The organism is Enterobacter sp. RHBSTW-00593 (assembly GCF_013784105.1).
Lineage (GTDB): Bacteria > Pseudomonadota > Gammaproteobacteria > Enterobacterales > Enterobacteriaceae > Enterobacter > Enterobacter ludwigii.
Genome location: NZ_CP056393.1, coordinates 2,170,736 through 2,189,545, shown reverse-complemented (window position 1 = coordinate 2,189,545; position 18,810 = coordinate 2,170,736). Strand labels below are relative to the sequence as shown.

20 protein-coding genes are annotated in these 18,810 nt (G+C 56.1%); 10 read left to right on the top strand and 10 right to left on the bottom strand.

Annotated elements, in window-relative coordinates; all coding sequences use genetic code 11:
• The 3 genes from HV242_RS10390 to HV242_RS10380 are packed head-to-tail and all read right to left on the bottom strand — an operon-like array spanning position 1 to position 2,407.
• The gene (locus HV242_RS10390) at positions 1–1,260 is read right to left on the bottom strand and encodes an NAD(P)/FAD-dependent oxidoreductase (protein WP_049022881.1); all 1,260 of its coding nucleotides are present in this window, start codon (positions 1,258–1,260) and stop codon (positions 1–3) included.
• A complete protein-coding gene (locus tag HV242_RS10385; RefSeq protein ID WP_050736756.1) occupies positions 1,257–1,976 on the bottom strand; it encodes an SDR family NAD(P)-dependent oxidoreductase in 720 nt (239 codons plus the stop codon). The genes HV242_RS10390 and HV242_RS10385 overlap by 4 nt, the downstream gene beginning before the upstream one ends.
• The gene (locus HV242_RS10380) at positions 1,973–2,407 is read right to left on the bottom strand and encodes a nuclear transport factor 2 family protein (RefSeq protein WP_014169955.1); all 435 of its coding nucleotides are present in this window, start codon (positions 2,405–2,407) and stop codon (positions 1,973–1,975) included. Before HV242_RS10380 ends, HV242_RS10385 begins: the two co-directional genes overlap by 4 nt.
• Before the next feature lie 263 nt (positions 2,408–2,670).
• Between HV242_RS10380 and HV242_RS10375 the strand changes: the two genes are divergently transcribed.
• Complete coding sequence (locus HV242_RS10375) at positions 2,671–2,868, top strand: hypothetical protein (protein ID WP_008502331.1); 198 nt, start codon at positions 2,671–2,673, stop codon at positions 2,866–2,868.
• Between the two features lies 1 nt (position 2,869).
• Positions 2,870–3,640, top strand: coding sequence for a hypothetical protein (locus HV242_RS10370; protein WP_047744605.1), 771 nt, complete (start codon positions 2,870–2,872; stop codon positions 3,638–3,640).
• Between the two features lie 86 nt (positions 3,641–3,726).
• On the opposite strand, the gene HV242_RS10365 is transcribed toward HV242_RS10370, so the two are convergent.
• Positions 3,727–4,311: a TetR/AcrR family transcriptional regulator gene (locus tag HV242_RS10365; protein WP_050736755.1), complete on the bottom strand. Its 585-nt coding sequence runs from the start codon at positions 4,309–4,311 to the stop codon at positions 3,727–3,729.
• Positions 4,312–4,414: 103 nt separating this feature from the next.
• Here HV242_RS10365 and HV242_RS10360 point away from each other — a divergent pair, with 103 nt between their 5' ends.
• Positions 4,415–4,882 (top strand): nuclear transport factor 2 family protein, encoded by a 468-nt coding sequence (locus HV242_RS10360; RefSeq protein ID WP_014169951.1) that lies wholly within the window; start codon positions 4,415–4,417, stop codon positions 4,880–4,882.
• A gap of 111 nt (positions 4,883–4,993) precedes the next feature.
• Here the strand turns inward: HV242_RS10360 and HV242_RS10355 are convergent, their stop codons facing one another.
• The 3 genes from HV242_RS10355 to HV242_RS10345 all read right to left on the bottom strand — a co-directional run bounded on the left by HV242_RS10355 (position 4,994) and on the right by HV242_RS10345 (position 7,438).
• Entirely contained in the window at positions 4,994–5,533 is a 540-nt protein-coding gene (locus HV242_RS10355; protein WP_044868496.1) for an ester cyclase, read from the bottom strand.
• 73 nt (positions 5,534–5,606) lie between these two features.
• Positions 5,607–6,329 (bottom strand): SDR family oxidoreductase, encoded by a 723-nt coding sequence (locus tag HV242_RS10350; RefSeq protein ID WP_014169949.1) that lies wholly within the window; start codon positions 6,327–6,329, stop codon positions 5,607–5,609.
• Positions 6,326–7,438 carry an alkene reductase gene (locus tag HV242_RS10345; RefSeq protein ID WP_050736754.1) on the bottom strand — a complete coding sequence of 371 codons (1,113 nt, stop codon included), beginning with the start codon at positions 7,436–7,438 and terminating at the stop codon, positions 6,326–6,328. The genes HV242_RS10350 and HV242_RS10345 overlap by 4 nt, the downstream gene beginning before the upstream one ends.
• A gap of 99 nt (positions 7,439–7,537) precedes the next feature.
• Between HV242_RS10345 and HV242_RS10340 the strand changes: the two genes are divergently transcribed.
• Positions 7,538–8,473, top strand: coding sequence for a LysR family transcriptional regulator (locus HV242_RS10340; protein WP_014169947.1), 936 nt, complete (start codon positions 7,538–7,540; stop codon positions 8,471–8,473).
• A gap of 36 nt (positions 8,474–8,509) precedes the next feature.
• Here HV242_RS10340 and HV242_RS10335 read toward each other — a convergent pair whose 3' ends face one another.
• On the bottom strand, positions 8,510–8,878 hold the full coding sequence (locus tag HV242_RS10335) for a MerR family transcriptional regulator (protein ID WP_020884230.1): 369 nt from the start codon (positions 8,876–8,878) through the stop codon (positions 8,510–8,512).
• A gap of 96 nt (positions 8,879–8,974) precedes the next feature.
• On the opposite strand from HV242_RS10335, the gene HV242_RS10330 reads away from it, so the two are divergent.
• From HV242_RS10330 to HV242_RS10315, 4 genes are all read left to right on the top strand, one after another.
• The gene (locus HV242_RS10330) at positions 8,975–9,793 is read left to right on the top strand and encodes an SDR family NAD(P)-dependent oxidoreductase (protein WP_032681083.1); all 819 of its coding nucleotides are present in this window, start codon (positions 8,975–8,977) and stop codon (positions 9,791–9,793) included.
• Positions 9,794–10,066: 273 nt separating this feature from the next.
• Positions 10,067–10,681 (top strand): TetR/AcrR family transcriptional regulator, encoded by a 615-nt coding sequence (locus tag HV242_RS10325; RefSeq protein WP_014169944.1) that lies wholly within the window; start codon positions 10,067–10,069, stop codon positions 10,679–10,681.
• Positions 10,682–10,755: 74 nt separating this feature from the next.
• Positions 10,756–11,865, top strand: a complete 1,110-nt coding sequence (locus HV242_RS10320; RefSeq protein ID WP_050736753.1) for an efflux RND transporter periplasmic adaptor subunit — start codon at positions 10,756–10,758, stop codon at positions 11,863–11,865.
• A complete protein-coding gene (locus HV242_RS10315; RefSeq protein WP_050736752.1) occupies positions 11,862–14,921 on the top strand; it encodes an efflux RND transporter permease subunit in 3,060 nt (1,019 codons plus the stop codon). The genes HV242_RS10320 and HV242_RS10315 overlap by 4 nt, the downstream gene beginning before the upstream one ends.
• Here HV242_RS10315 and HV242_RS10310 read toward each other — a convergent pair.
• Positions 14,844–15,824 carry a LysR family transcriptional regulator gene (locus HV242_RS10310; protein WP_044868249.1) on the bottom strand — a complete coding sequence of 327 codons (981 nt, stop codon included), beginning with the start codon at positions 15,822–15,824 and terminating at the stop codon, positions 14,844–14,846. The two genes, HV242_RS10315 and HV242_RS10310, sit on opposite strands and share 78 nt — an antisense overlap.
• A gap of 128 nt (positions 15,825–15,952) precedes the next feature.
• On the opposite strand from HV242_RS10310, the gene HV242_RS10305 reads away from it, so the two are divergent.
• Entirely contained in the window at positions 15,953–17,347 is a 1,395-nt protein-coding gene (locus tag HV242_RS10305) for an amidohydrolase family protein (RefSeq protein WP_050736751.1), read from the top strand.
• Here the strand turns inward: HV242_RS10305 and HV242_RS10300 are convergent.
• The gene (locus tag HV242_RS10300) at positions 17,344–17,631 is read right to left on the bottom strand and encodes a DUF1330 domain-containing protein (protein WP_014169939.1); all 288 of its coding nucleotides are present in this window, start codon (positions 17,629–17,631) and stop codon (positions 17,344–17,346) included. The two genes, HV242_RS10305 and HV242_RS10300, sit on opposite strands and share 4 nt — an antisense overlap.
• Positions 17,632–17,780: 149 nt before the next feature.
• On the opposite strand from HV242_RS10300, the gene HV242_RS10295 reads away from it, so the two are divergent.
• Positions 17,781–18,686: a LysR family transcriptional regulator gene (locus HV242_RS10295; RefSeq protein WP_050736750.1), complete on the top strand. Its 906-nt coding sequence runs from the start codon at positions 17,781–17,783 to the stop codon at positions 18,684–18,686.
• Positions 18,687–18,810 lie beyond the last annotated feature (124 nt).

Genomic DNA, 18,810 nt, shown 5'->3' with positions numbered 1-18,810 from the left:
TCAGTTCCCCTCCCCGGCGGCTATTGCATTCACCACGTCCAGCGCACTGCGCACGCCATCTTCATGAAAGCCGTTGTACCAGTAAGCGCCGCAGAACCAGCTACGCTGGTGGCCGTTAATCTCACCGCGACGCGCCTGTGCACGCCAGCTTTTGGGGTTAAACAGCGGGTGTTCATAGACAAAGCGTTTCAGAACGAAGCGTTCATCCACGGGGATGTCCGGATTAAGGGTGACGCAGAACAACGGGCTACCCGCAGGCAACCCCTGCAAAATATTCATGTTGTAGGTGACGCAGGCGCTGGCCTGATCCTGCTGGCTCAGACGGTAGTTCCAGCTCGCCCAGGCACGCTGACGTACCGGTAGCCAGCGCGGATCGCTGTGAAGCACCACCTCATTACGCTGCCAGCCGATATCGCCCAGCACGTCCTGCTCAGCCGCGCTCGGCGCGTCAAGCATCGCCAGCGCCTGCCCGGAGTGACAGGCAAAAATCACCTGATCAACGCTGTGGCTCGCGTTGTCGAGCTGGATCGTTACCCCATTCTGCTGACGAATCACCCGCTGCACCGGGGCGTTGAGGTGTAGCGTCAGGCGGTCACCGAGTTTATCCAGCATGGCGCGGATGTATTCCCGCGAACCTCCGGGCACGACGTACCACTGCGGACGATGCGTCACATCCAGCAGGCCGTGATTGTCAAAGAAACGCAAAAAGAGCGGCAACGGGAAACGTTTCATCTCCTGCAACGACGATGACCAGATGGCCGCCCCCATCGGCAGAATGTAGTGACGTGCGAAAAACGGCGTAAAGCGGTGCCTGTCCAGAAACGTCTGCAGCGTCGCGTGCGGGTCTGGCTCGCTCTCCAGCGCCTGTTTCGCCAGGCGATTAAAGCGGACAATCTCTCCGAGCAGCCGCCAGAACGATGGGTTCACCAGGTTTCGACGCTGGGCAAATAACGAGGTCAGGGTGTGTCCGTTGTACTCCAGCCCGGTTTGCGGGTTATGCACCGAAAAGCTCATCTGCGTCTTTTGCCCGCTGATACCCAGCTCGCTCAGCAGGCCCATAAATCGTGGGTAGGTACGGTCGTTGTAGACGATAAAACCGGTATCGATGGCGAAAGTGCCCTGGGGCGTCGGCACGTCAACCGTCGCGGTATGCCCGCCGGGAGTGGCCCCCGCTTCGAACAGCGTCACCTCATGATGACCGGCAAGACGCCAGGCACAGGTCAACCCGGCGATGCCGCTGCCGATAATGGCAATCTTCATGAACGCACCATCCTGCGCAGCAGTGCGCGCTGAAGAAATGCGGGAAGCCCTGAGAGCAACCGCAAGATAAGGCCAAACCCCACCGGAAACGCAATTTGCATTTTCCCTTTTGCCAGCCCGGTCCGAATGGCCTGCACGGCCTCCTCAACGCTCACCCTGCCCGGCATGGCAAAGTCATTTTTTCGGGTCAGCGGCGTATCAACGAAGCCCGGGAATACCACCGTCACGGCGATCCCTTTCGGCTCCCAGTCGAGCCGCAGACTGTCGGCAAACCAGCTCAACGCCGCTTTGGACGCGCCGTAAGCCTCTGCGCGCGGGAACGTCAGCCAGTGCGCCATGGAGCTGACCAGCACCACGCGGTTGCCTGAAACCAGCTGCGGCTGTAACGCGGCCAGACAGTTCACCGGCCCGAGGAAATTGGTGGTCATCACCCGCTCTACCAGCGCTGCATCCACCACGCCCTGCTCAAGGTATTCGCAGGTACCGGCGCAGAGAATAACCAGGTCGGCATAGCAGCCCGTCAGCGCCTGGCGACAGGCGTCCCTGTCTGTCATATCGAACAGGCGAACCGTGATAGTGGGGCTGTGCTGATGCAGGGCGTCCAGACGCGCCGGATCGCGCCCGCAGGCGATAACCGTGTGGCCGTCAGCGGCGAAGGATTTCGCCAGCCCGGCGCCGATGCCCGAGCTTGCTCCGGTAATCAGAACCGTGCTCATGCGTTCACCCTCCGCTTCACGCCGCGCACTGCCCAACCGAGCAGCGGAAGGTGTTCGTAGATCATCTCTCCGGCGTCGTAATAGTCACGCTGGCGAGTAATCAACCCATGTTCGGTCTCCACCACCGAACATCCCGGCAGGTCGAGCGGCTCGCCTCCGGCAATGCGCGGATGCGACCAGTGCATAATCCACGTGACAACGAAACGGCGGTCACCGAACAGCGGAGGATCAATGGTAAAACGGCAATTTTCAACATTGGCCAGCAGATGGGTGAAATAGCGCTGGAGCGCGAAAATCCCGTCATGCTCGCCGAACGGATCGATAAGCGTGGCATCCGAATGATAAAGCCCGACCAGCGCTGAGGGCGGCTGGCTATCCAGTGCGGTGTAGTACTCAACAAACCGACTCACGACAGAGGGCAAAGTGCTCATGGGTCACATCCTGGCGGTAAACAACGTGGCGTAATCGCATAATTAAAACTTACACAATTAACGTTATTTGTCCAAGTTTGTGTACAACTATTTTTTATTTATATTATTTTTCAAAATGTTACACCTGTGTTGCCGATGCTTTTTTCAGAACATTTTCTGACGCACCTGTTTCCCGTTTTGCTTTTCAGTTTTACCTTAAGGCGCATTTCCCCTTCTTCTTCCAGACTTATCCTTTTTAATCATAAGGATGAGGAAACCCCGCGATGAAACGTTTCTTTCTGTCACTTTTCTCCAGTCCGGAATCATTGCTCCAGGTGATGAGCCAGCAGGAAATTATCGAAGCCGTGGAGGATGGCGATCGCATCATCATCGACCAGGACGGGAACGCCTCGGTGAACTACAAGAGCAACGAGGTGCGACAGGATTTCCTGCGTCATGTTAACGCGCTGAAGAGGGCCTGATATGGGAACGGCTATCTTTATGGTGCTGATGGTCTGTGGGTACTGGTACACCAGCCGTGACCTGTCGACCCGTTTTAAAATCAAGCGATCTTTCGGCTGGGATGTCTATTTTCTCGTTGCCCTGTATGGCTGTATCTTCGTTCTGCAAGGGGTGATCGCCACGGGGCTGCTCTGGCTGTTGCTCTATGCACTTTCTGCCGCCGACAACACCTTCCACTTCACGGCGCAAACCTATGCCGACTGGCAAATAGATTTTATGAACTGGAGCTTTTTAGGTATTCAGGCACCTGTTGTCGTCATGCTGGCCTTCGCCATCCTGTTTTGTCTTTATCGTTCTAACTGGGCAGGCAGCGCCAGGCTGGACGGAGAAGGCAGGAAGAAGCTCTACAAACGTCTCGCGCAGTCGAGCGGTATCGAACAACTGCTGTATCAGTGTATGGAGCAAGGGGAGCTGGCGCAGGTGACGCTGCGCTCGAGACGGATTTATGTCGGCATGATCCACACCGCAACGCTCGAGTATGAAAAAACCGCCAATATCGTGCTGATCCCTATGCTAAGCGGCTACCGCGATGAGAAGACAATGCGGATTTGCATCGAAAATAATTACAGCAAATGGTATGCCCGCCACGACATTACTCTGGATTCAGAACCCGGAAGCGCAATGGACTTCAGAAAGGTGATCATGCTAAATCAGATCGAGAGTATTTCCCTGTTTGATCCGGCCAGTGCCAGCTCGCTGGCGATGGCGGAACGGGCAGAAGATGATGACTAAAGGCAGGAGCCTGGCATTCACTGCCAGGCTCAGCGCCAGCCCTTCCATGCTAAGCGTATTTCGTCGACGGCCGATCGTGCCCCGGTTCAGGCGGCGTTTTCTGTTAGCCGTTCTACTCCCTTTTTCAATGAGCTTATGACCTCATCCGCTGCGATCCCCATTTGCGCATGAATAATCGCACCGTCGATCAGCATCATGATTTCATTAACGGTTTTCTCATCGGTTATGCCGGTCAGGGATGCTATTTTTGCCTTTGTTTCGGTTTTATGATTGCGGCAAATATCTTTTATTTCGCGTTCATTTTCTTCAGATTTTGCTTCTGCGCTGGCATTAATAAAGGCGCACCCATGGAATAATGGCGAAATAAACCATTCATACAGCGTGTCAGATAATGCACTGGCCGGGGTTTTACCCGCAGCAAGATGTCGACGCAGCGTGTTTTCAAACCAGTCAATCCATATTTCGTGTCGATAGTGGAGATAGGCAACAATCAGTAAACTTTTTCCCGGAAAATGGCGATAAAACGTCACTTTCGTGACTTTAGCCTGCTTGATAATGGTATCCACGCCCGTTGCTTTAAATCCGCTGGAATAAAACAGATCGTGCGCGGTAAGCAATATTTTTTCCCTCACACTGATTGTTTTATCGTTATTCAAGTTGACTCTGTTCACAGATCGACGGCCTCAATTGACAGGTTGACAGCGTTATTTTTCAGGCCTAGATTAACACCAGTAGACAGACCTGTCTACCTAATACCAACCAGAGGTAGCCGAAATGAACACACGCCCCCCTTTACCGCCTTTTACGCGTGAAAGTGCCATCGAAAAAGTCAGACTGGCAGAAGATGGCTGGAACAGTCGCGATCCGGCCAAAATCGCACTTGCCTATTCGCTGGATACCCAGTGGCGAAACCGCGCGGAGTTTGCCACTAACCGTCAGGAAGCGCAGGCATTCCTGGAGCGCAAATGGAAAAAAGAGCTGGATTATCGTCTGATCAAAGAGCTGTGGGCATTTACGGAAAACCGTATCGCCGTGCGCTATGCCTATGAATGGCATGATGATTCAGGCAACTGGTATCGCTCTTACGGTAATGAAAACTGGGAATTCGAGCCGGATGGTCTGATGAAGCGCCGCTTCGCCTGCATCAACGATATGCCGATAAAAGCGTCTGAGCGCCTGTTTCACTGGCCGCTGGGCAGACGTCCTGATGACCACCCTTCACTGAGCGACCTGGGGCTGTAGGTTTCGTCAGGATCATGCTTCGCCATTACGGGGGGTTATACGCTCCGGGTAACCTTTCGGTTACCCGGGCGGGCTTATCTTTTACACCACGAAAAAGAGGCAGACTATTATTTAAATCACACCCAACTGTTTCATCAGCGTCAGGTTATCTTCAATATGCCAGTTGGACACTATTTTACCGTTGCCGATCTCATAGATATCCGTCGCGATAAAATCCACGTTCTGACCCTGCCCTTTTATTTTGCCAAATGTCCCGCTGAAATGGCCGTGGAAATGCAAATGGGAGACGACACGATTACCCGTAACGATCATTTGTTCCACCTCGCAGCGTAAATCCGGCACCGCGGTACGAAATACCCTTGAGGCCATAATGGCGCCCTCCGGCCCCTGTTTACGGCCTTCCGGTGGGGTTTTATCCACAAAATTAACCGCCAGCGCTTCCCGCGCCAGAGACTCTTTGCCGGTATCCCAGAACGTGGCATACGTAACGGCCGCATGTTCGCTCGCCGTTAATTGCGTTTGCGACAGCGTGTTATCCACGATAAGAAGATTCGGTTTCACCCGGTCGCTCTGGGCCGAATAAGCCACACCGGATACGCCAGCCAGAATTAACGCCAGCACAGCTGGACGTGCATATGTTGAATATTGCATAAACGCTTACAACCTGAGATTACGTTTTCCGCCAGCATGTTCACTGCCGGAATCAATTCGGATCAACACGGGGTCAGTTAAGTAATGCCCCGCCCTCAATATCAATCACCGAGCCCGTAACAAAGGCATTATCGATGGCAAAGAGATAGCCCTGAGCAACGTCTTCCGCTCGTCCCCACGCTTTAGCGGGCAACGTTTGTGCTGCAACAGTCAGCATTTTTTCCCGCGCAGCCGCATCCATCCCGGCGTGGGCTTCGGTATCGGTCAGACCCGGGCTGATGACGTTTACGCGACGCGGTGAAAGTTCTTTTGCCAGCACTTTTGTTGCCGCCTCGATGGCGGCGTTCATGGTGGTTTTGACTATGGCACCGGCTACCACGCGGCGTGCAACAAATCCGCTGGTCAGCGTCAGCGTACCGCGGAGCGAAATATTCCCGCTCAAATACCTGGCGACATGCATGCTGCCCCAAAATTTGGTATCAAAAGCCAGTTTCGCCGCGCCAGAGTCGAGGCTGGAAAGCGGCCCTCCCGGTGCCTGAGAGCCGGCCGTGACAATAATATTGTCGACCTCACCCAGCGTTTCGCTTAACGCGATCACCTCTGCTTCATTGCTAATATCGAGGACGAGGGTCTCAACAGAGGCGGGAGATGGACTCAGCCGCGCGCGGGCAGCGTTCAGTTTCTCTTTATTGCGTCCCGCGAGAATAATGGCGTCGCCGCGTGCTGCCAGGGCACGGGCTACAGCAAAACCAATACCGGACGCGCCGCCAATAATTAACGTTTTACGGGTCATCATTTTTCCTCACTCAGGTTGTAAGTGGGGTAATCGGTATACCCCACCGCTGTACCACCAAAGAGCGTGGCGGGATCGCTGACGTCATTCAGCGGCCAGTGATGCGCCAGCCGCTGTGGTAAATCGGGGTTGGCAATAAACGGGCGTCCAAACGCAATTAAATCGGCATACCCAGCTGCGAGGATTTTTTCCGCCTTTTCGGGGGTATAATTTCCTGCCACGATCAGGGTGCCACGGAATGTTTCGCGCAGTTTTTTGCGGAAACTCTCCGGAACCTGTGGCGCATCATCCCAGTCGGCTTCCGCCAGGTGAATAAACGCAATGCCTCGTTGCTGGCACCAGGCCGCGAGGGCGAGAATGGCTTCGATGACCTGCGGATCGTTCATTCCCCGCTGTGTAATAAACGGCGAAAGCCGGATACCGGTGCGCTCAGCGCCAATGGCCTGCGCAATGGTATCGAGCACCTCCTGCGCGAAGCGGATCCGGTTCACGAGACTGCCGCCATACTCATCCGTGCGGATGTTTGACGTAGTTCTCAGGAACTGATCAATCAGATAGCCGTTTCCGCCGTGCACCTCCACGCCATCAAACCCGGCCTGAACGGCATTGAGCGCCGCCTGTCGGTACTGATCGACGACGCGCACGATCTCTTTTCGCGACAGCACGCGTGGCGTCGGGCAGTCAACCATTTGACCTTCGCCATGTTCATTCACCACCCATACTTTCGCATCGGGTGCCAGCGCGGAGGGCGCGACGGGCAGTCCGTCTTCGTGAAAACGGGCATGAGACATCCGCCCCACGTGCCAGAGCTGGGAAAAAATCACCCCTCCCGCCTGGTGGACCGCGCCGGTAGTGAGTTGCCACCCCGCAACCTGCTCTGGCGTATGGATCCCCGGAGTCCATGAATAGCCCTGGCCCTGAGGCGAAATCTGCGTGGCTTCGGTGATGATTAAGCCCGCGCTGGCCCGCTGTCGGTAATATTCAGCCATCAGCGTCGAGGGAATATTTCCCGGCTGAAGAGCGCGGGCACGGGTCATTGGTGCCATGACGATGCGATTTTTCAGGTTGAGATCCCCTAACCTGTAGCGTTCAAAAAGTGAGGTCTGGTTCATCTGGACGTCCCTTGTGGTTACGATGAAATCACTTTACAGGCGGCATCTGATTTTGATAATTACACTAAAATCAGATGCACTTTTCGGTAAATATGAATAATGGGTAAACTCGAAGATATGGCGCTGCTGGTTGAAGTGGCCGAGGCTGGCGGGCTTTCCGCCGCTGGCCGCCGCCTGTCACTTTCCCCGGCCACCATGACCGCCCGCCTCAAAGCGATTGAAGAACGCTACCAGACGCGCCTGTTTCACCGTTCCACGCGGGCTATCTCCCTCACCCGGGCGGGTGAAGAGTTTTACCATGCGGCACTGCGCGTGCTGGAAGAGATGCATCATGCCGAGTCGTTACTGGCACAAAAAGAGGGCGTGCTCAGCGGCAACATTCGTCTTTCCGCCCCCTCTGACTTTGGCAGGCAGTATCTCAGCCCCGCCGTCATGGCATTTTCCCGCCTGCATCCGGAAATCAAATTTTTCATTTACTTAAGAGAACACGTAGAGGATCTGGTCGCTAACCGGCTGGATATGAGCATTCGCTTCGGCAACCTGCCGGACAGCAGCCTGGTGGTCAGAAATATCCGTCCCAATCACCGGGTGCTGGTCGCATCAGCAGCGTATCTTAACGACCAGGGTATCCCTGCCTCCTGTGACGCGCTGACGGACCACCGCTGTCTGGCGCTGGAGTCGCAAGGGGTGGTGATGAATGAATGGCGGTTTGAGGTTGAGGGGAAAGAGCGCGTCGTTCGCGTAGAGCCTGCCATGGTCTGTGATGACGGGGCACTGCTTCGTCAGTGGGCCCTCGACGGGGCTGGCATTGCGGGCAAATCGTGGTGGGACGTGAAGGACGATGTCGAGAAAGGAAGGCTGAAAGTGTTGCTTGCCGGAAGCTTCACCGGCTTTAGCCGGTTTGATCGCAAAGATGTCGGGCTACAGTTTGTCTATCCGCAACGGAAACTCCAGCCGCTTCAGGTCACCGCATTTAGCCAGTTTTTTATCGACTGGCTTAAAAAGACTGAACGCGGTGAGCTGATGACGTCGTAAAGCCGCCTGTTGCGTTAAACGGCCCGCGTCGGCCGATTAAAATACATCAACACACGGCTGACCGACTTTATGAAGGGCATCGGTCAAGCGGGTCCGAAGTTCATTCAGCGCCGCTTCTTTCTCCGCCAGTTGCGCCAGTTTGCGCCGCAAAGCGGCCTGTTTTTCCTCCGCGGTAAAGCGGTCATCAACCCAGACCGCCAGAACATCGGCGATTTCAGCCAGGGTAAACCCCAGCATTTTGGCATGCCCGATCAGCTTCAGCCGTTGTAAATCCACAGCCGAGTAGACTTTGTAGTTATTACTGCCGTTTGGCTGCGGAATTTTTTCCAGCAAGCCCGCCCTTTCATAATAACGCACCGTCTCTTTCGATAACCCAGTTCTGGCACACAGCTCGCCGATCCTCATCGCGTCGTTCTCACCTTGTAAAAATCACGCTTGACCGTGTACCTGAGTACACGGTTTATCCTGTGCCGCACAGACAGGGAAAACGGGATTTATGTTATGAATTCTTTTGATTATACAGGAAAAACAGCACTGGTTACCGGTGCATCCTCGGGCATAGGACGGGAGTTCGCCCGCCAGCTCGCGGCCCGTGGCGTGGGGTTAATCCTGGTTGCCCGCTCCGAGGCAACGCTGCAGGCGCTTGCGGCTGAGCTTCACAAAACGCACGGCGTATCACTCACCGTTATCGTGCAGGACTTAACGCTGCCTGAGGCCATTACCCACATTGTGGAACGGCTGGAAGCGTTACGGCTTTATCCCGATATTTTGATTAATAGCGCGGGGTTTGCCACCTACGGGCGATTTGAAAAGCTATCTCTGGCGCGCCAGCGTGAAGAGATCAACGTCAACTGCGTTGCCCCCGTGGCGCTCGCGCACGCCCTGCTGCCCGCCATGCTGCGTAAAGGTTCAGGCGTGATGATTAACGTGGCCTCAACCGCTGCCATGCAACCGGATCCGTATATGGCAATTTATGGGGCAACAAAGGCATTTTTACTCTCCTTTTCGAACGCGCTGTGGGGAGAATACCGCGCCCACGGCATCCGCGTGCTGGCGCTTTGCCCCGGCGCAACGGATACCGCCTTTTTTGAGGTGGTGAATGCCGAGGAAGCGTCAGTGGGCAAAAGAATGCCAGCGCAGAACGTGGTCGCGCTGGCGTTACGGGCCGTGGATACGCAACGCAATACGCTGATCCCCGGCTGCGGCAACTGGCTGCTGGGCCAGTTACACCGGTTTGTCACCCGCCGACGTCTGGCGATCATTGCTGAAAAAGTATTACGACCTAAGCCCGCCGGTCAGGGGACGCGCTCAGACGCATAATCCCGTTCAGGCCAAAGCGTGACGTTTCAGTGCCGCGCAATTGCACTGAAACGCGCGCAATCTCTCGCAAAGACTGACAATATCCCGCGAAAAACAGTGATACACTTAGCCGACCTGGTTGATGATGCAGTCTTAACGGCTCAGGGCTAACGAGTATTATCCCTCGGGTTCCACAGACGACTGTGCATGTGCCATCTGCCCACTCAACCATGTGACCCAATTACCAAATGGTCACACGTTGTCAATCGGAGCCTGTCACGCTAAGCTGAAATAATGACTAAAGACATGAACACCCCATCCACACGTGGTCCACTCGATCACACGGTCCGAGAGCAAATCGTCGAAGCTGCGTATGAGCACTTCGGCCATTACGGCTATGAAAAAACCACCGTCGCCGAACTTGCGAAAGCCATCGGTTTTTCAAAAGCCTATATCTATAAATTTTTTGATTCCAAGCAGGCAATCGGCGAGGTCATCTGCGCGAACCGTCTTGATATGATCATGGCGGCGGTCAATGCAGCCATCGCTGATGCGCCATCCGCAAGCGAAAAGCTGCGTCGTCTGTTCAGGGCGCTCACCGAGGCGGGAAGTGAACTGTTTTTCCATGAGCGTAAACTCTACGACATTGCCGCCGTTGCCGCGCGGGACAAGTGGCCTTCAACCGAAAGGTATTCCGAACGTCTGCTGAAGCTGATTGAGAGCATTGTTGTCGAGGGCAGAAAAGCCGGTGAGTTCGAGAGAAAAACCCCTCTGGACGAAGCTACACTGGCGATCTATATGGTGATGTGCCCTTTCATTAACCCTGTTCAGCTGCAGTACAACCTCGAAGCCGCCCCGACCGCGGCGGTTGTCCTCTCCTCTCTGATTTTGCGAAGCCTGGCCCCCTGATTAGTGACCATTGACTTTATTGGTCACTCGAATGAGAATGCGGATACCGTCCTGTTAATGTAATAAGGGTTCCCATGCTCAGGCTTCATTCAGCCCGCCTTGCCGTATGCCTCCTGCCGTTTGCCCTGGTGGCATGCGGCGATAACCACGCCAGTGACGATCCGCGCACGCAGCCACCGCTTGTCAGGTCTGCGTCCGTGATCCCTGCGAACGAGACGTCACGCGCCTTTACCGGCGTGGTGGTGGCAAGAACGCAAAGTGATTTAGGCTTCAGGGTGCAGGGCAAAATTCTCGAACGTCTTGTCGATACGGGTCAGACCGTTAAGCAGGGCCAGCCTTTAATGCGTCTGGATCCTGTTGATCTGAAATTACAGGCGCAGGCCCAGCAGCGAGCGGTGGATGCTGCCCAGGCGCGCGCGCGTAAAGCGTCCAGCGATGAGGCGCGTTATCGCGGCCTTGTGGCATCCGGTGCAGTGTCGGCGTCGGAATACGACCAGATTAAAGCCGCAGCCGACAGCGCCAGAGCGGAGCTCAGCGCTGCCCGGGCACAGGCAGGCGTGGCGCAAAACGCCACCGGTTATGCCGTGCTACTTGCCGATTCAGACGGCGTGGTGATGGAGACGCTTGCCGAGCCTGGACAGGTGGTCAGCGCCGGGCAGGCGGTGGTCCGTCTGGCCCGCGCGGGGCAGCGCGAGGCGCTGGTCCAGTTGCCGGAAACCCTGCGCCCTGCAGTAGGAAGTACAGCCCTGGCAACGCTCTACGGTAACGAAAAACAGCCCGTTAGCGCGAAGCTGCGCCTGCTGTCTGATTCAGCCGATGCGACCACCCGTACCTTTGAGGCCCGATACGTGCTGGATGGCGCGCTGGCGAACGCGCCGCTGGGGGCGACCGTGACGCTGAGCATCGAACACGGCAAAGGCGATAGCCGGGTAATGCAGGTTCCTCTGGCGTCTCTCTACGATGCGGGGAAAGGGCCTGGCGTCTGGCGTATTTCCGCTCAGCCGACAAAAGTCGTCTGGCAGCCTGTCAGGGTGCTTAGCGTAGGGGATGATATCGCCAGAGTAACCGGCGGCGTGCAGCCCGGAGAGAAGATTGTTGCGTTAGGTGTCCATCTTCTGCACGAAGGCGAAGCGGTCCGGCTGGCGGAACAGCGCGATGCCACTCAGGCGGGGATGACACCATGAGTGGAGGTCACTTCAACCTGTCAGCGCTTGCGGTACGCGAGCGCTCGGTCACGCTGTTCTTGATTATTCTGGTTACCCTTGCCGGTATTTTCTCGTTTTTTGGCCTTGGCCGCGCGGAAGATCCCCCCTTCACGGTTAAGCAAATGACGGTTATCACCGTCTGGCCCGGGGCAACCGCACAGGAAATTCAGGATCAGGTCGCCGAGCCGCTGGAAAAACGTCTGCAGGAACTCAAATGGTATGACCGCACGGAAACGTATACCCGCCCCGGTATGGCGTTTATCACGTTGTCATTGCAGGACAAAACCCCGCCTTCTCAGGTTCAGGAAGAGTTTTACCAGGCGCGAAAGAAACTGGGGGATGAAACCAAAAACCTTCCGGCGGGCGTCATGGGGCCGATGATCAATGACGAGTTTTCCGATGTCACCTTTGCCCTTTTTGCACTGAAAGCGAAAGGCGAACCACAGCGTCTGTTAGTGCGTGACGCCGAAGCCCTGCGCCAGCAGCTTTTGCACGTTCCGGGCGTAAAGAAAGTGAACATCATCGGGGAACAGGCCGAGCGGATTTACATCTCCTTTTCGCATGACCGTCTGGCGACCCTGGGACTCTCGCCGCAGGATATTTTCACCACGCTCAACAGCCAGAACGCATTAACCGCGGCGGGCTCGATTGAAACGCGCGGGGCGCAAATCTTTATCCGCCTCGACGGCGCTTTCGATAAATTGCAGAAGATCCGCGATACGCCCCTGATCGCGCAGGGCAAAACGCTCCGGCTGTCCGACGTGGCAACGGTTGAACGGGGCTATGAGGACCCACCGACCCTGCAGATCCGTAACCAGCAAGAACCCACCCTCCTGCTCGGTATTGTGATGCGTGAAGGCTGGAACGGCCTGGCGCTGGGTAAAGCGCTGGATGCTGAAACGGCAAACATCAATGCCAATATGCCTCTGGGGATGACCCTGACGAAAGTCACCGATCAGTCGGTGAATATCCGCTCGTCGGTCGATGAGTTCATGATCAAGTTCTTCGTCGCCCTGCTGGTGGTGATGGTGGTGTGTTTTGTCAGTATGGGGTGGCGCGTGGGCATCGTTGTCGCGGCGGCAGTGCCGCTGACGCTGGCGGTCGTTTTTGTCGTGATGGAAGCCTCCGGTATAAACTTCGACCGCGTTACCCTGGGCTCCCTTATTCTCGCCCTCGGCTTACTGGTTGATGATGCCATTATCGCCATCGAAATGATGGTGGTAAAAATGGAGGAAGGCTACGACAGAATCAAAGCCTCCGCCTACGCCTGGAGCCATACCGCCGCGCCAATGCTGGCAGGAACCCTGGTGACAGCCATCGGGTTTATGCCGAATGGTTTTGCGCAGTCAACCGCCGGGGAGTACACCAGTAATATGTTCTGGGTAGTCGGCCTCGCCCTGATAGCTTCGTGGTTTGTGGCGGTGGTATTCACCCCTTATCTGGGCGTCAAAATCCTGCCGGACATCGCAAAAGTCGAAGGCGGTCATGCCGCCATCTATGACACCCCGCGCTATAACCGTTTTCGTCATACCCTGAGCCGCGTGATCGCCCGAAAATGGATCGTCGCCGCGTCCGTTGTGGCCATCTTCACCCTCGCAGTACTGGGGATGGGACTGGTTAAAAAACAGTTTTTCCCGACGTCCGACCGCCCCGAGGTGCTGGTGGAAGTGCAGATGCCGTATGGCACATCGATTGAGCAAACCAGCGCCGCCACCGCGAAAATCGAAGCGTGGCTGCGCAAACAGCCTGAAGCCAGCATCGTCACCGCCTACATTGGCCAGGGTTCACCGCGTTTTTATCTGGCGATGGCCCCTGAGTTGCCCGATCCCTCTTTCGCGAAGGTTGTCGTCATGACGGACAGCGAGAAGTCACGCGAGGCGCTGAAGTTCCGCCTTCGCGAAGCGGTAGCCCGCGGGCTGGCTCCGGAGGCACGCGTGCGGGTCACGCAGCTGGTGTTCGGGCCTTATTCTCCCTTCCCGGTCGCCTGGCGAGTAATGGGACCGGATGTCAATAAACTGCGTGACATTGCAGATAACGTCAAAGGTGTGCTGCAGGCCAGTCCGATGATGAGAACCGTCAATACCGACTGGGGTTCACGCGTACCGACCCTGCATTTCACCCTCGATCAGAACCGCCTGCAGGCTACCGGTTTAACGTCGAACGCCGTTGCCCAGCAGCTTCAGTTTCTGCTGTCGGGCGTTCCCATCACCTCCGTGCGGGAAGATATTCGCTCGGTACAGGTTACGGGCCGCGCCGCGGGTGATATCCGCCTTGATCCGGCGAAGATAGAGGGCTTTACCCTGGTGGGTAACGCCGGGCAACGCGTTCCGCTGTCACAAATCGGGGAGATTGAGATCCGAATGGAAGATCCGCTGTTGCGCCGTCGCGATCGTACGCCCACGATTACCGTGCGGGGAGACATTGCCGAAAACCTTCAGCCCCCGGATGTGTCAACCGCCATCATGAAACAGCTGCAACCCATTGTTGATTCGCTTCCACCTGGCTATCGCATCGAAATGGCGGGATCGATTGAGGAATCCGGCAAAGCCACCCAGGCCATGGCCCCGCTGTTCCCCATCATGATTGCCCTGACGCTGCTGATAATCATTCTGCAGGTGCGTTCACTCTCGGCCATGGTCATGGTATTCCTGACCGCACCGCTGGGGCTTATTGGTGTGGTTCCTACGCTGCTGCTTTTCAATCAGCCGTTTGGCATCAATGCCCTCGTCGGCCTGATCGCGCTTTCGGGGATCCTGATGCGAAACACGCTGATTCTCATTGGTCAAATCGATCACAACCAGAAGGACGGTCTCGATCCGTTCCACGCCGTGGTTGAGGCGACCGTACAGCGCGCGAGGCCGGTCTTACTGACGGCCATGGCCGCCGTGCTGGCGTTCATTCCCCTGACGCACTCCGTGTTCTGGGGAACGCTGGCCTACACGCTGATTGGCGGAACGCTAGGGGGAACCATTATTACCCTCGTCTTCCTGCCTGCAATGTATGCGATCTGGTTTCGGATCAAGCCCGCCGCCTGACGGTGCCGGGCTGGCGTCCGGGATAAGCCCGGCAATCCAGTCTGCAAAGGCACGCACTGCGGGAGAGAGAAAACGCTGATGGGGATAAAGCAACGTGACGGGCACCGAAGGCGGTTGCCAGTCAGCCAGAACCTCAACCAGCCTTCCCTCCCGCAGATGCGCTGAGACAATACTCTCAGCCAGCTGCGCCAGCCCGAAACCTTCAAGGCACATGTTGATATAAAGCCCGGTGGCATTTACGGCCGCTTCGCCGCGGACAGGGATGGAGACGGTCTCTGTCCCGCGGACAAAGCGTAACGCATCCGCCCGTCGGGTCTGATCGGAAAAATAGTGTATCGCCCGATGCTGTGATAAGTCGTCTGGCGAGCGGGGAGTACCGAACTTCCTGAGATAGTCCGGTGAGGCACAGGTCACCCAGCGAAACCGGCCCAGAGGACGGGCAACAAGAGTCGAGCTATTCAGATCACCCGTTCGGATCACACAGTCCACCCCCTCCTGCACCAGATCAACCTGCCGATCGTTGACGCCCAACATCAGGTAGATATCCGGATAAAGCCGATAAAAATCTTTCAGGTGAGGCATCACGATGAAATCCGCGATCCCGCCCGGCATATCCACCCGCAAGCGTCCCTGCGGGCGCCGGACTGACGCCGTCAGGCTCGTTTCGGCATGATCGATTAACGCCAGTATTTCCTGGCATTGCGCCAGATACTGCACACCTTCAGCGGTGAGGCTCACCCGCCTTGTCGTTCTGTTAAGCAGGCGCACCTGGAGGTAATTCTCCAGATTTTTTATGCTGCTGGTGACCGTTGACGAAGGCAGAGAAAGCGTTTCGGCTGCGCGGACAAAGCTTCCGGCCTGCGCTACCCGCATGAAGATCTGCATTGCCTGAATACGATCCATTTTTTCTCCCCCGACCGTCGCTCACATTATTCTTCGTAGATTATGAATAATGAAAACACGTTAAGCATCTTTTTCGCCGTAATCGGGTGGCGTAATTTCTCACCCATGAAGAGACAAAGGACAAGAAGATGAGCGATTACCTGAGAAATATGATTAACAATCAAAGCATAACTCCACCCGCCACGTTGATTAAGGGCGCAACCCTGCTCAGCATGGATGACAGGGTGGGTAATTTTGAACGCGGCGATATCCTTATCGAAGGCGCAAAGATCGTCGCCATTGGTGAAAATCTGGCAGCAGAAGGCGCCCGCATAATAGATGCCACACATATGATTGCCATGCCGGGTCTGGTGGATACCCATCGTCATGCCTGGGAGGGACAACTGCGCCGCATTAACCCCGACGCCAAAACGCTTGAAGATTACTGCAACGCCACGCACTTCTCGTTTGCCAGGTATTATCGCCCTGCCGATATTTATATCGGCAACCTGCTCACCGCCCTGGGGTGTATTGATGCCGGTATCACTACGGTGATTGATAATTCCCATAACAGCCGCACCGCTGCGCATTCGGACGCGGCCGTTGAGGCCCTGCTGGATGCAGGGATCCGCGCCGTACACGCTTCCGGTGCACCGGTGTCCGGAGAATGGGACCGCGCGCACTGGCCCGGTAACTGGCAGCGCCTGCAAGAAAAGTATTTCCAGAATAACCCTGAAAGTCTTGTTTCGCTGGCGGTCATGGCCCAGCTGGAGCCGGAGAGATGGCTGGAGGCCCGCAGGCTGGGGTTGCCAATCGTGACCGAATTCTTTGGGGGTGAAATGGCGTCGCAGCTTGAGGCGCTGCATCAGCAGGGGCTTCTGGGACCGGACAATATTTTTAATCACTGCACCGCACTGCCGGACGACGGATGGAAAATCCTGCGGGACGCGGGCGTACGCGTGAACGTCTGCCCCCGCTCCGATGCGCACTACGGTATCGAAGACGGCATGTTTGCCCTTCAGTCCGCGCTGCGCCACGGCATCAGCCCCGGCCTCAGCGTTGACAATGAAACGTCGTACAGCGGCGACATGTTTATGGAAATGCGCGTGGCTTTTTACCTCCAGCGCGTCATGGGCATGCATCAGCAGCACTGCTGTGGTTCAGCGCACACCGTAAATACGCTTCATACCCAACAGCTCCTGAAAGCAGCCACCGTCGATGGTGCGGCCTGTGCAGGGTTACAGGAGAGCATCGGCAGCCTGACGCCGGGCAAACAGGGCGACCTGGTGCTTATTAACGCCGGCGATCTCAACCTCTATCCGTCCGGCAATGCATTTGGCACGGTGGTCCATGCGGCAGAGCGCAGCAACATCCATACCGTCATGATTGCCGGACGAATCGTGAAGCAAGACGGCAACGTGCTGGGGGTCGACATCACCCGCCTTCGCGAGGCCATTGATGAATCACGTCATCATCTCTTTACCTCAGCCGGGTATGAGCCGGACATATTTGCCGACGCCTTCCTGCCGCTGGCGCAGGATTAAGCCCCTTCAACCACAACAAATGTCCCGGTTGCCGCCCCCGCGCGCAGCTTTCTGGCGGCCACGTACCCGGGACTGTTATAAAAACGTTTGGCCTCAGCATACGAATCAAACTCTAAAACGACATGGCGTTCATGCGCCTCCCCTTCGAGATTTTCATATTCCCCTGACCAGACGATGACCCGGGGGTTGAACCCCTGCAGCGCTTCCCCAGCAGCGTTCGCATATTCTGCATAGGCAGCAGGATCTGTGACGGTCACGTGGGCGATTAAATAACCTTTATTCATCTTCTTTATCCTTCCTGAGGACTGTTGCCGGTGGTGTAAAACGCATCAACCTGTTTGACAGCGTTACGCGGTATGAAGACACTCTATTAGTCATCAATAAGGGAATAAATCACCCAAAAAATAACGCACTGTTACCTGTAAGGTGAACAATGAAAAACCTGCATGCACTGACTATTTTTGCGCGCGTCGCAGAAATGCAGAGCTTTACTCAGGCGGCGGAGAGCCTGGGCATTAAGAAAGGCCGCGTTTCAACGGTCGTACGTGAGCTTGAGCATGACCTCGGGACGACGCTGTTGCACCGGACTACCCGCGCGGTACAGCTGACCGAAGACGGTCGGGCTTTTTATTCCCGCGCCCGGGATTTGTTAGCAGATGCTGAAGATCTGCAGTCCATGTTTGCGCCTGGCGGCATGTCACTGCGGGGACGTTTACGCGTCGATATGCCAGCAGTGTTGGCCCAAAGCGTAGTGATTCCCGCCCTGCCACAACTGCTGGACGCGCATCCTGAACTTGAAATAGAACTTTCAAGCACAGACCGGCGAGTCGATCTGGTTCAGGAAGGCTTTGACTGCGTGATTCGTTTTGGGCCCATTGTTGATGAGACCCTCATTGCCCGACCGCTGGGTCAGTTACGGATGATTAACGCCGCCAGCCCACGCTATCTGGAGCGCGTCGGAGTGCCCGAGACGATCGACGACCTGCTTCGTCAGGGACACCGAATGGTGCATTACATGCGAAATTTTGGTGCCCGGCCTGATGGCTGGCAGTACCCGGACGGTGATGGCTACCGGTCCGTCATGTTACCCGGCGCCGCGCGGGTCAACAGCGTACCGGCCTATCATGAGGCCGGGCTGGCGGGTCTGGGCTTAATCCAGGGCGGGTATTCCGCGCTGGCGCCCCATATCCAGCGCGGCGCGCTGGTTGAAGTGCTTTCCCATTTGCCTCCTGAACCGCTTAATGCCGCTTTTGTGGTCGCCCATCGGCGTAATTTATCGCAGCGTGTCAGAGCTTTTATGCACTGGACGGAAGTCATTTTAAAACCGTACTTTGATTAATATCCTGCTAAAGATATTCACGCTAATTGTCGGAGGCGGGACGGCAATATTATCTCGGTGAGGGACGTTTTTTGTGAAAGGAATACACAACGCAAATGCGAATAATGACTAAAACTGGCAGTTG

Excerpts from the sequence above, each read along its gene's own strand:
- HV242_RS10390 (WP_049022881.1), bottom strand. The coding sequence starts at position 1,260 with ATGAAGATTGCCATTATCGGCAGCGGCATCGCCGGGTTGACCTGTGCC.
- HV242_RS10385 (WP_050736756.1), bottom strand. The coding sequence starts at position 1,976 with ATGAGCACGGTTCTGATTACCGGAGCAAGCTCGGGCATCGGCGCCGGG.
- HV242_RS10380 (WP_014169955.1), bottom strand. The coding sequence starts at position 2,407 with ATGAGCACTTTGCCCTCTGTCGTGAGTCGGTTTGTTGAGTACTACACC.
- HV242_RS10375 (WP_008502331.1), top strand. The coding sequence starts at position 2,671 with ATGAAACGTTTCTTTCTGTCACTTTTCTCCAGTCCGGAATCATTGCTC.
- HV242_RS10370 (WP_047744605.1), top strand. The coding sequence starts at position 2,870 with ATGGGAACGGCTATCTTTATGGTGCTGATGGTCTGTGGGTACTGGTAC.
- HV242_RS10360 (WP_014169951.1), top strand. The coding sequence starts at position 4,415 with ATGAACACACGCCCCCCTTTACCGCCTTTTACGCGTGAAAGTGCCATC.
- HV242_RS10355 (WP_044868496.1), bottom strand. The coding sequence starts at position 5,533 with ATGCAATATTCAACATATGCACGTCCAGCTGTGCTGGCGTTAATTCTG.
- HV242_RS10350 (WP_014169949.1), bottom strand. The coding sequence starts at position 6,329 with ATGATGACCCGTAAAACGTTAATTATTGGCGGCGCGTCCGGTATTGGT.
- HV242_RS10345 (WP_050736754.1), bottom strand. The coding sequence starts at position 7,438 with ATGAACCAGACCTCACTTTTTGAACGCTACAGGTTAGGGGATCTCAAC.
- HV242_RS10340 (WP_014169947.1), top strand. The coding sequence starts at position 7,538 with ATGGGTAAACTCGAAGATATGGCGCTGCTGGTTGAAGTGGCCGAGGCT.
- HV242_RS10335 (WP_020884230.1), bottom strand. The coding sequence starts at position 8,878 with ATGAGGATCGGCGAGCTGTGTGCCAGAACTGGGTTATCGAAAGAGACG.
- HV242_RS10330 (WP_032681083.1), top strand. The coding sequence starts at position 8,975 with ATGAATTCTTTTGATTATACAGGAAAAACAGCACTGGTTACCGGTGCA.
- HV242_RS10325 (WP_014169944.1), top strand. The coding sequence starts at position 10,067 with ATGACTAAAGACATGAACACCCCATCCACACGTGGTCCACTCGATCAC.
- HV242_RS10320 (WP_050736753.1), top strand. The coding sequence starts at position 10,756 with ATGCTCAGGCTTCATTCAGCCCGCCTTGCCGTATGCCTCCTGCCGTTT.
- HV242_RS10315 (WP_050736752.1), top strand. The coding sequence starts at position 11,862 with ATGAGTGGAGGTCACTTCAACCTGTCAGCGCTTGCGGTACGCGAGCGC.
- HV242_RS10310 (WP_044868249.1), bottom strand. The coding sequence starts at position 15,824 with ATGGATCGTATTCAGGCAATGCAGATCTTCATGCGGGTAGCGCAGGCC.
- HV242_RS10305 (WP_050736751.1), top strand. The coding sequence starts at position 15,953 with ATGAGCGATTACCTGAGAAATATGATTAACAATCAAAGCATAACTCCA.
- HV242_RS10300 (WP_014169939.1), bottom strand. The coding sequence starts at position 17,631 with ATGAATAAAGGTTATTTAATCGCCCACGTGACCGTCACAGATCCTGCT.
- HV242_RS10295 (WP_050736750.1), top strand. The coding sequence starts at position 17,781 with ATGAAAAACCTGCATGCACTGACTATTTTTGCGCGCGTCGCAGAAATG.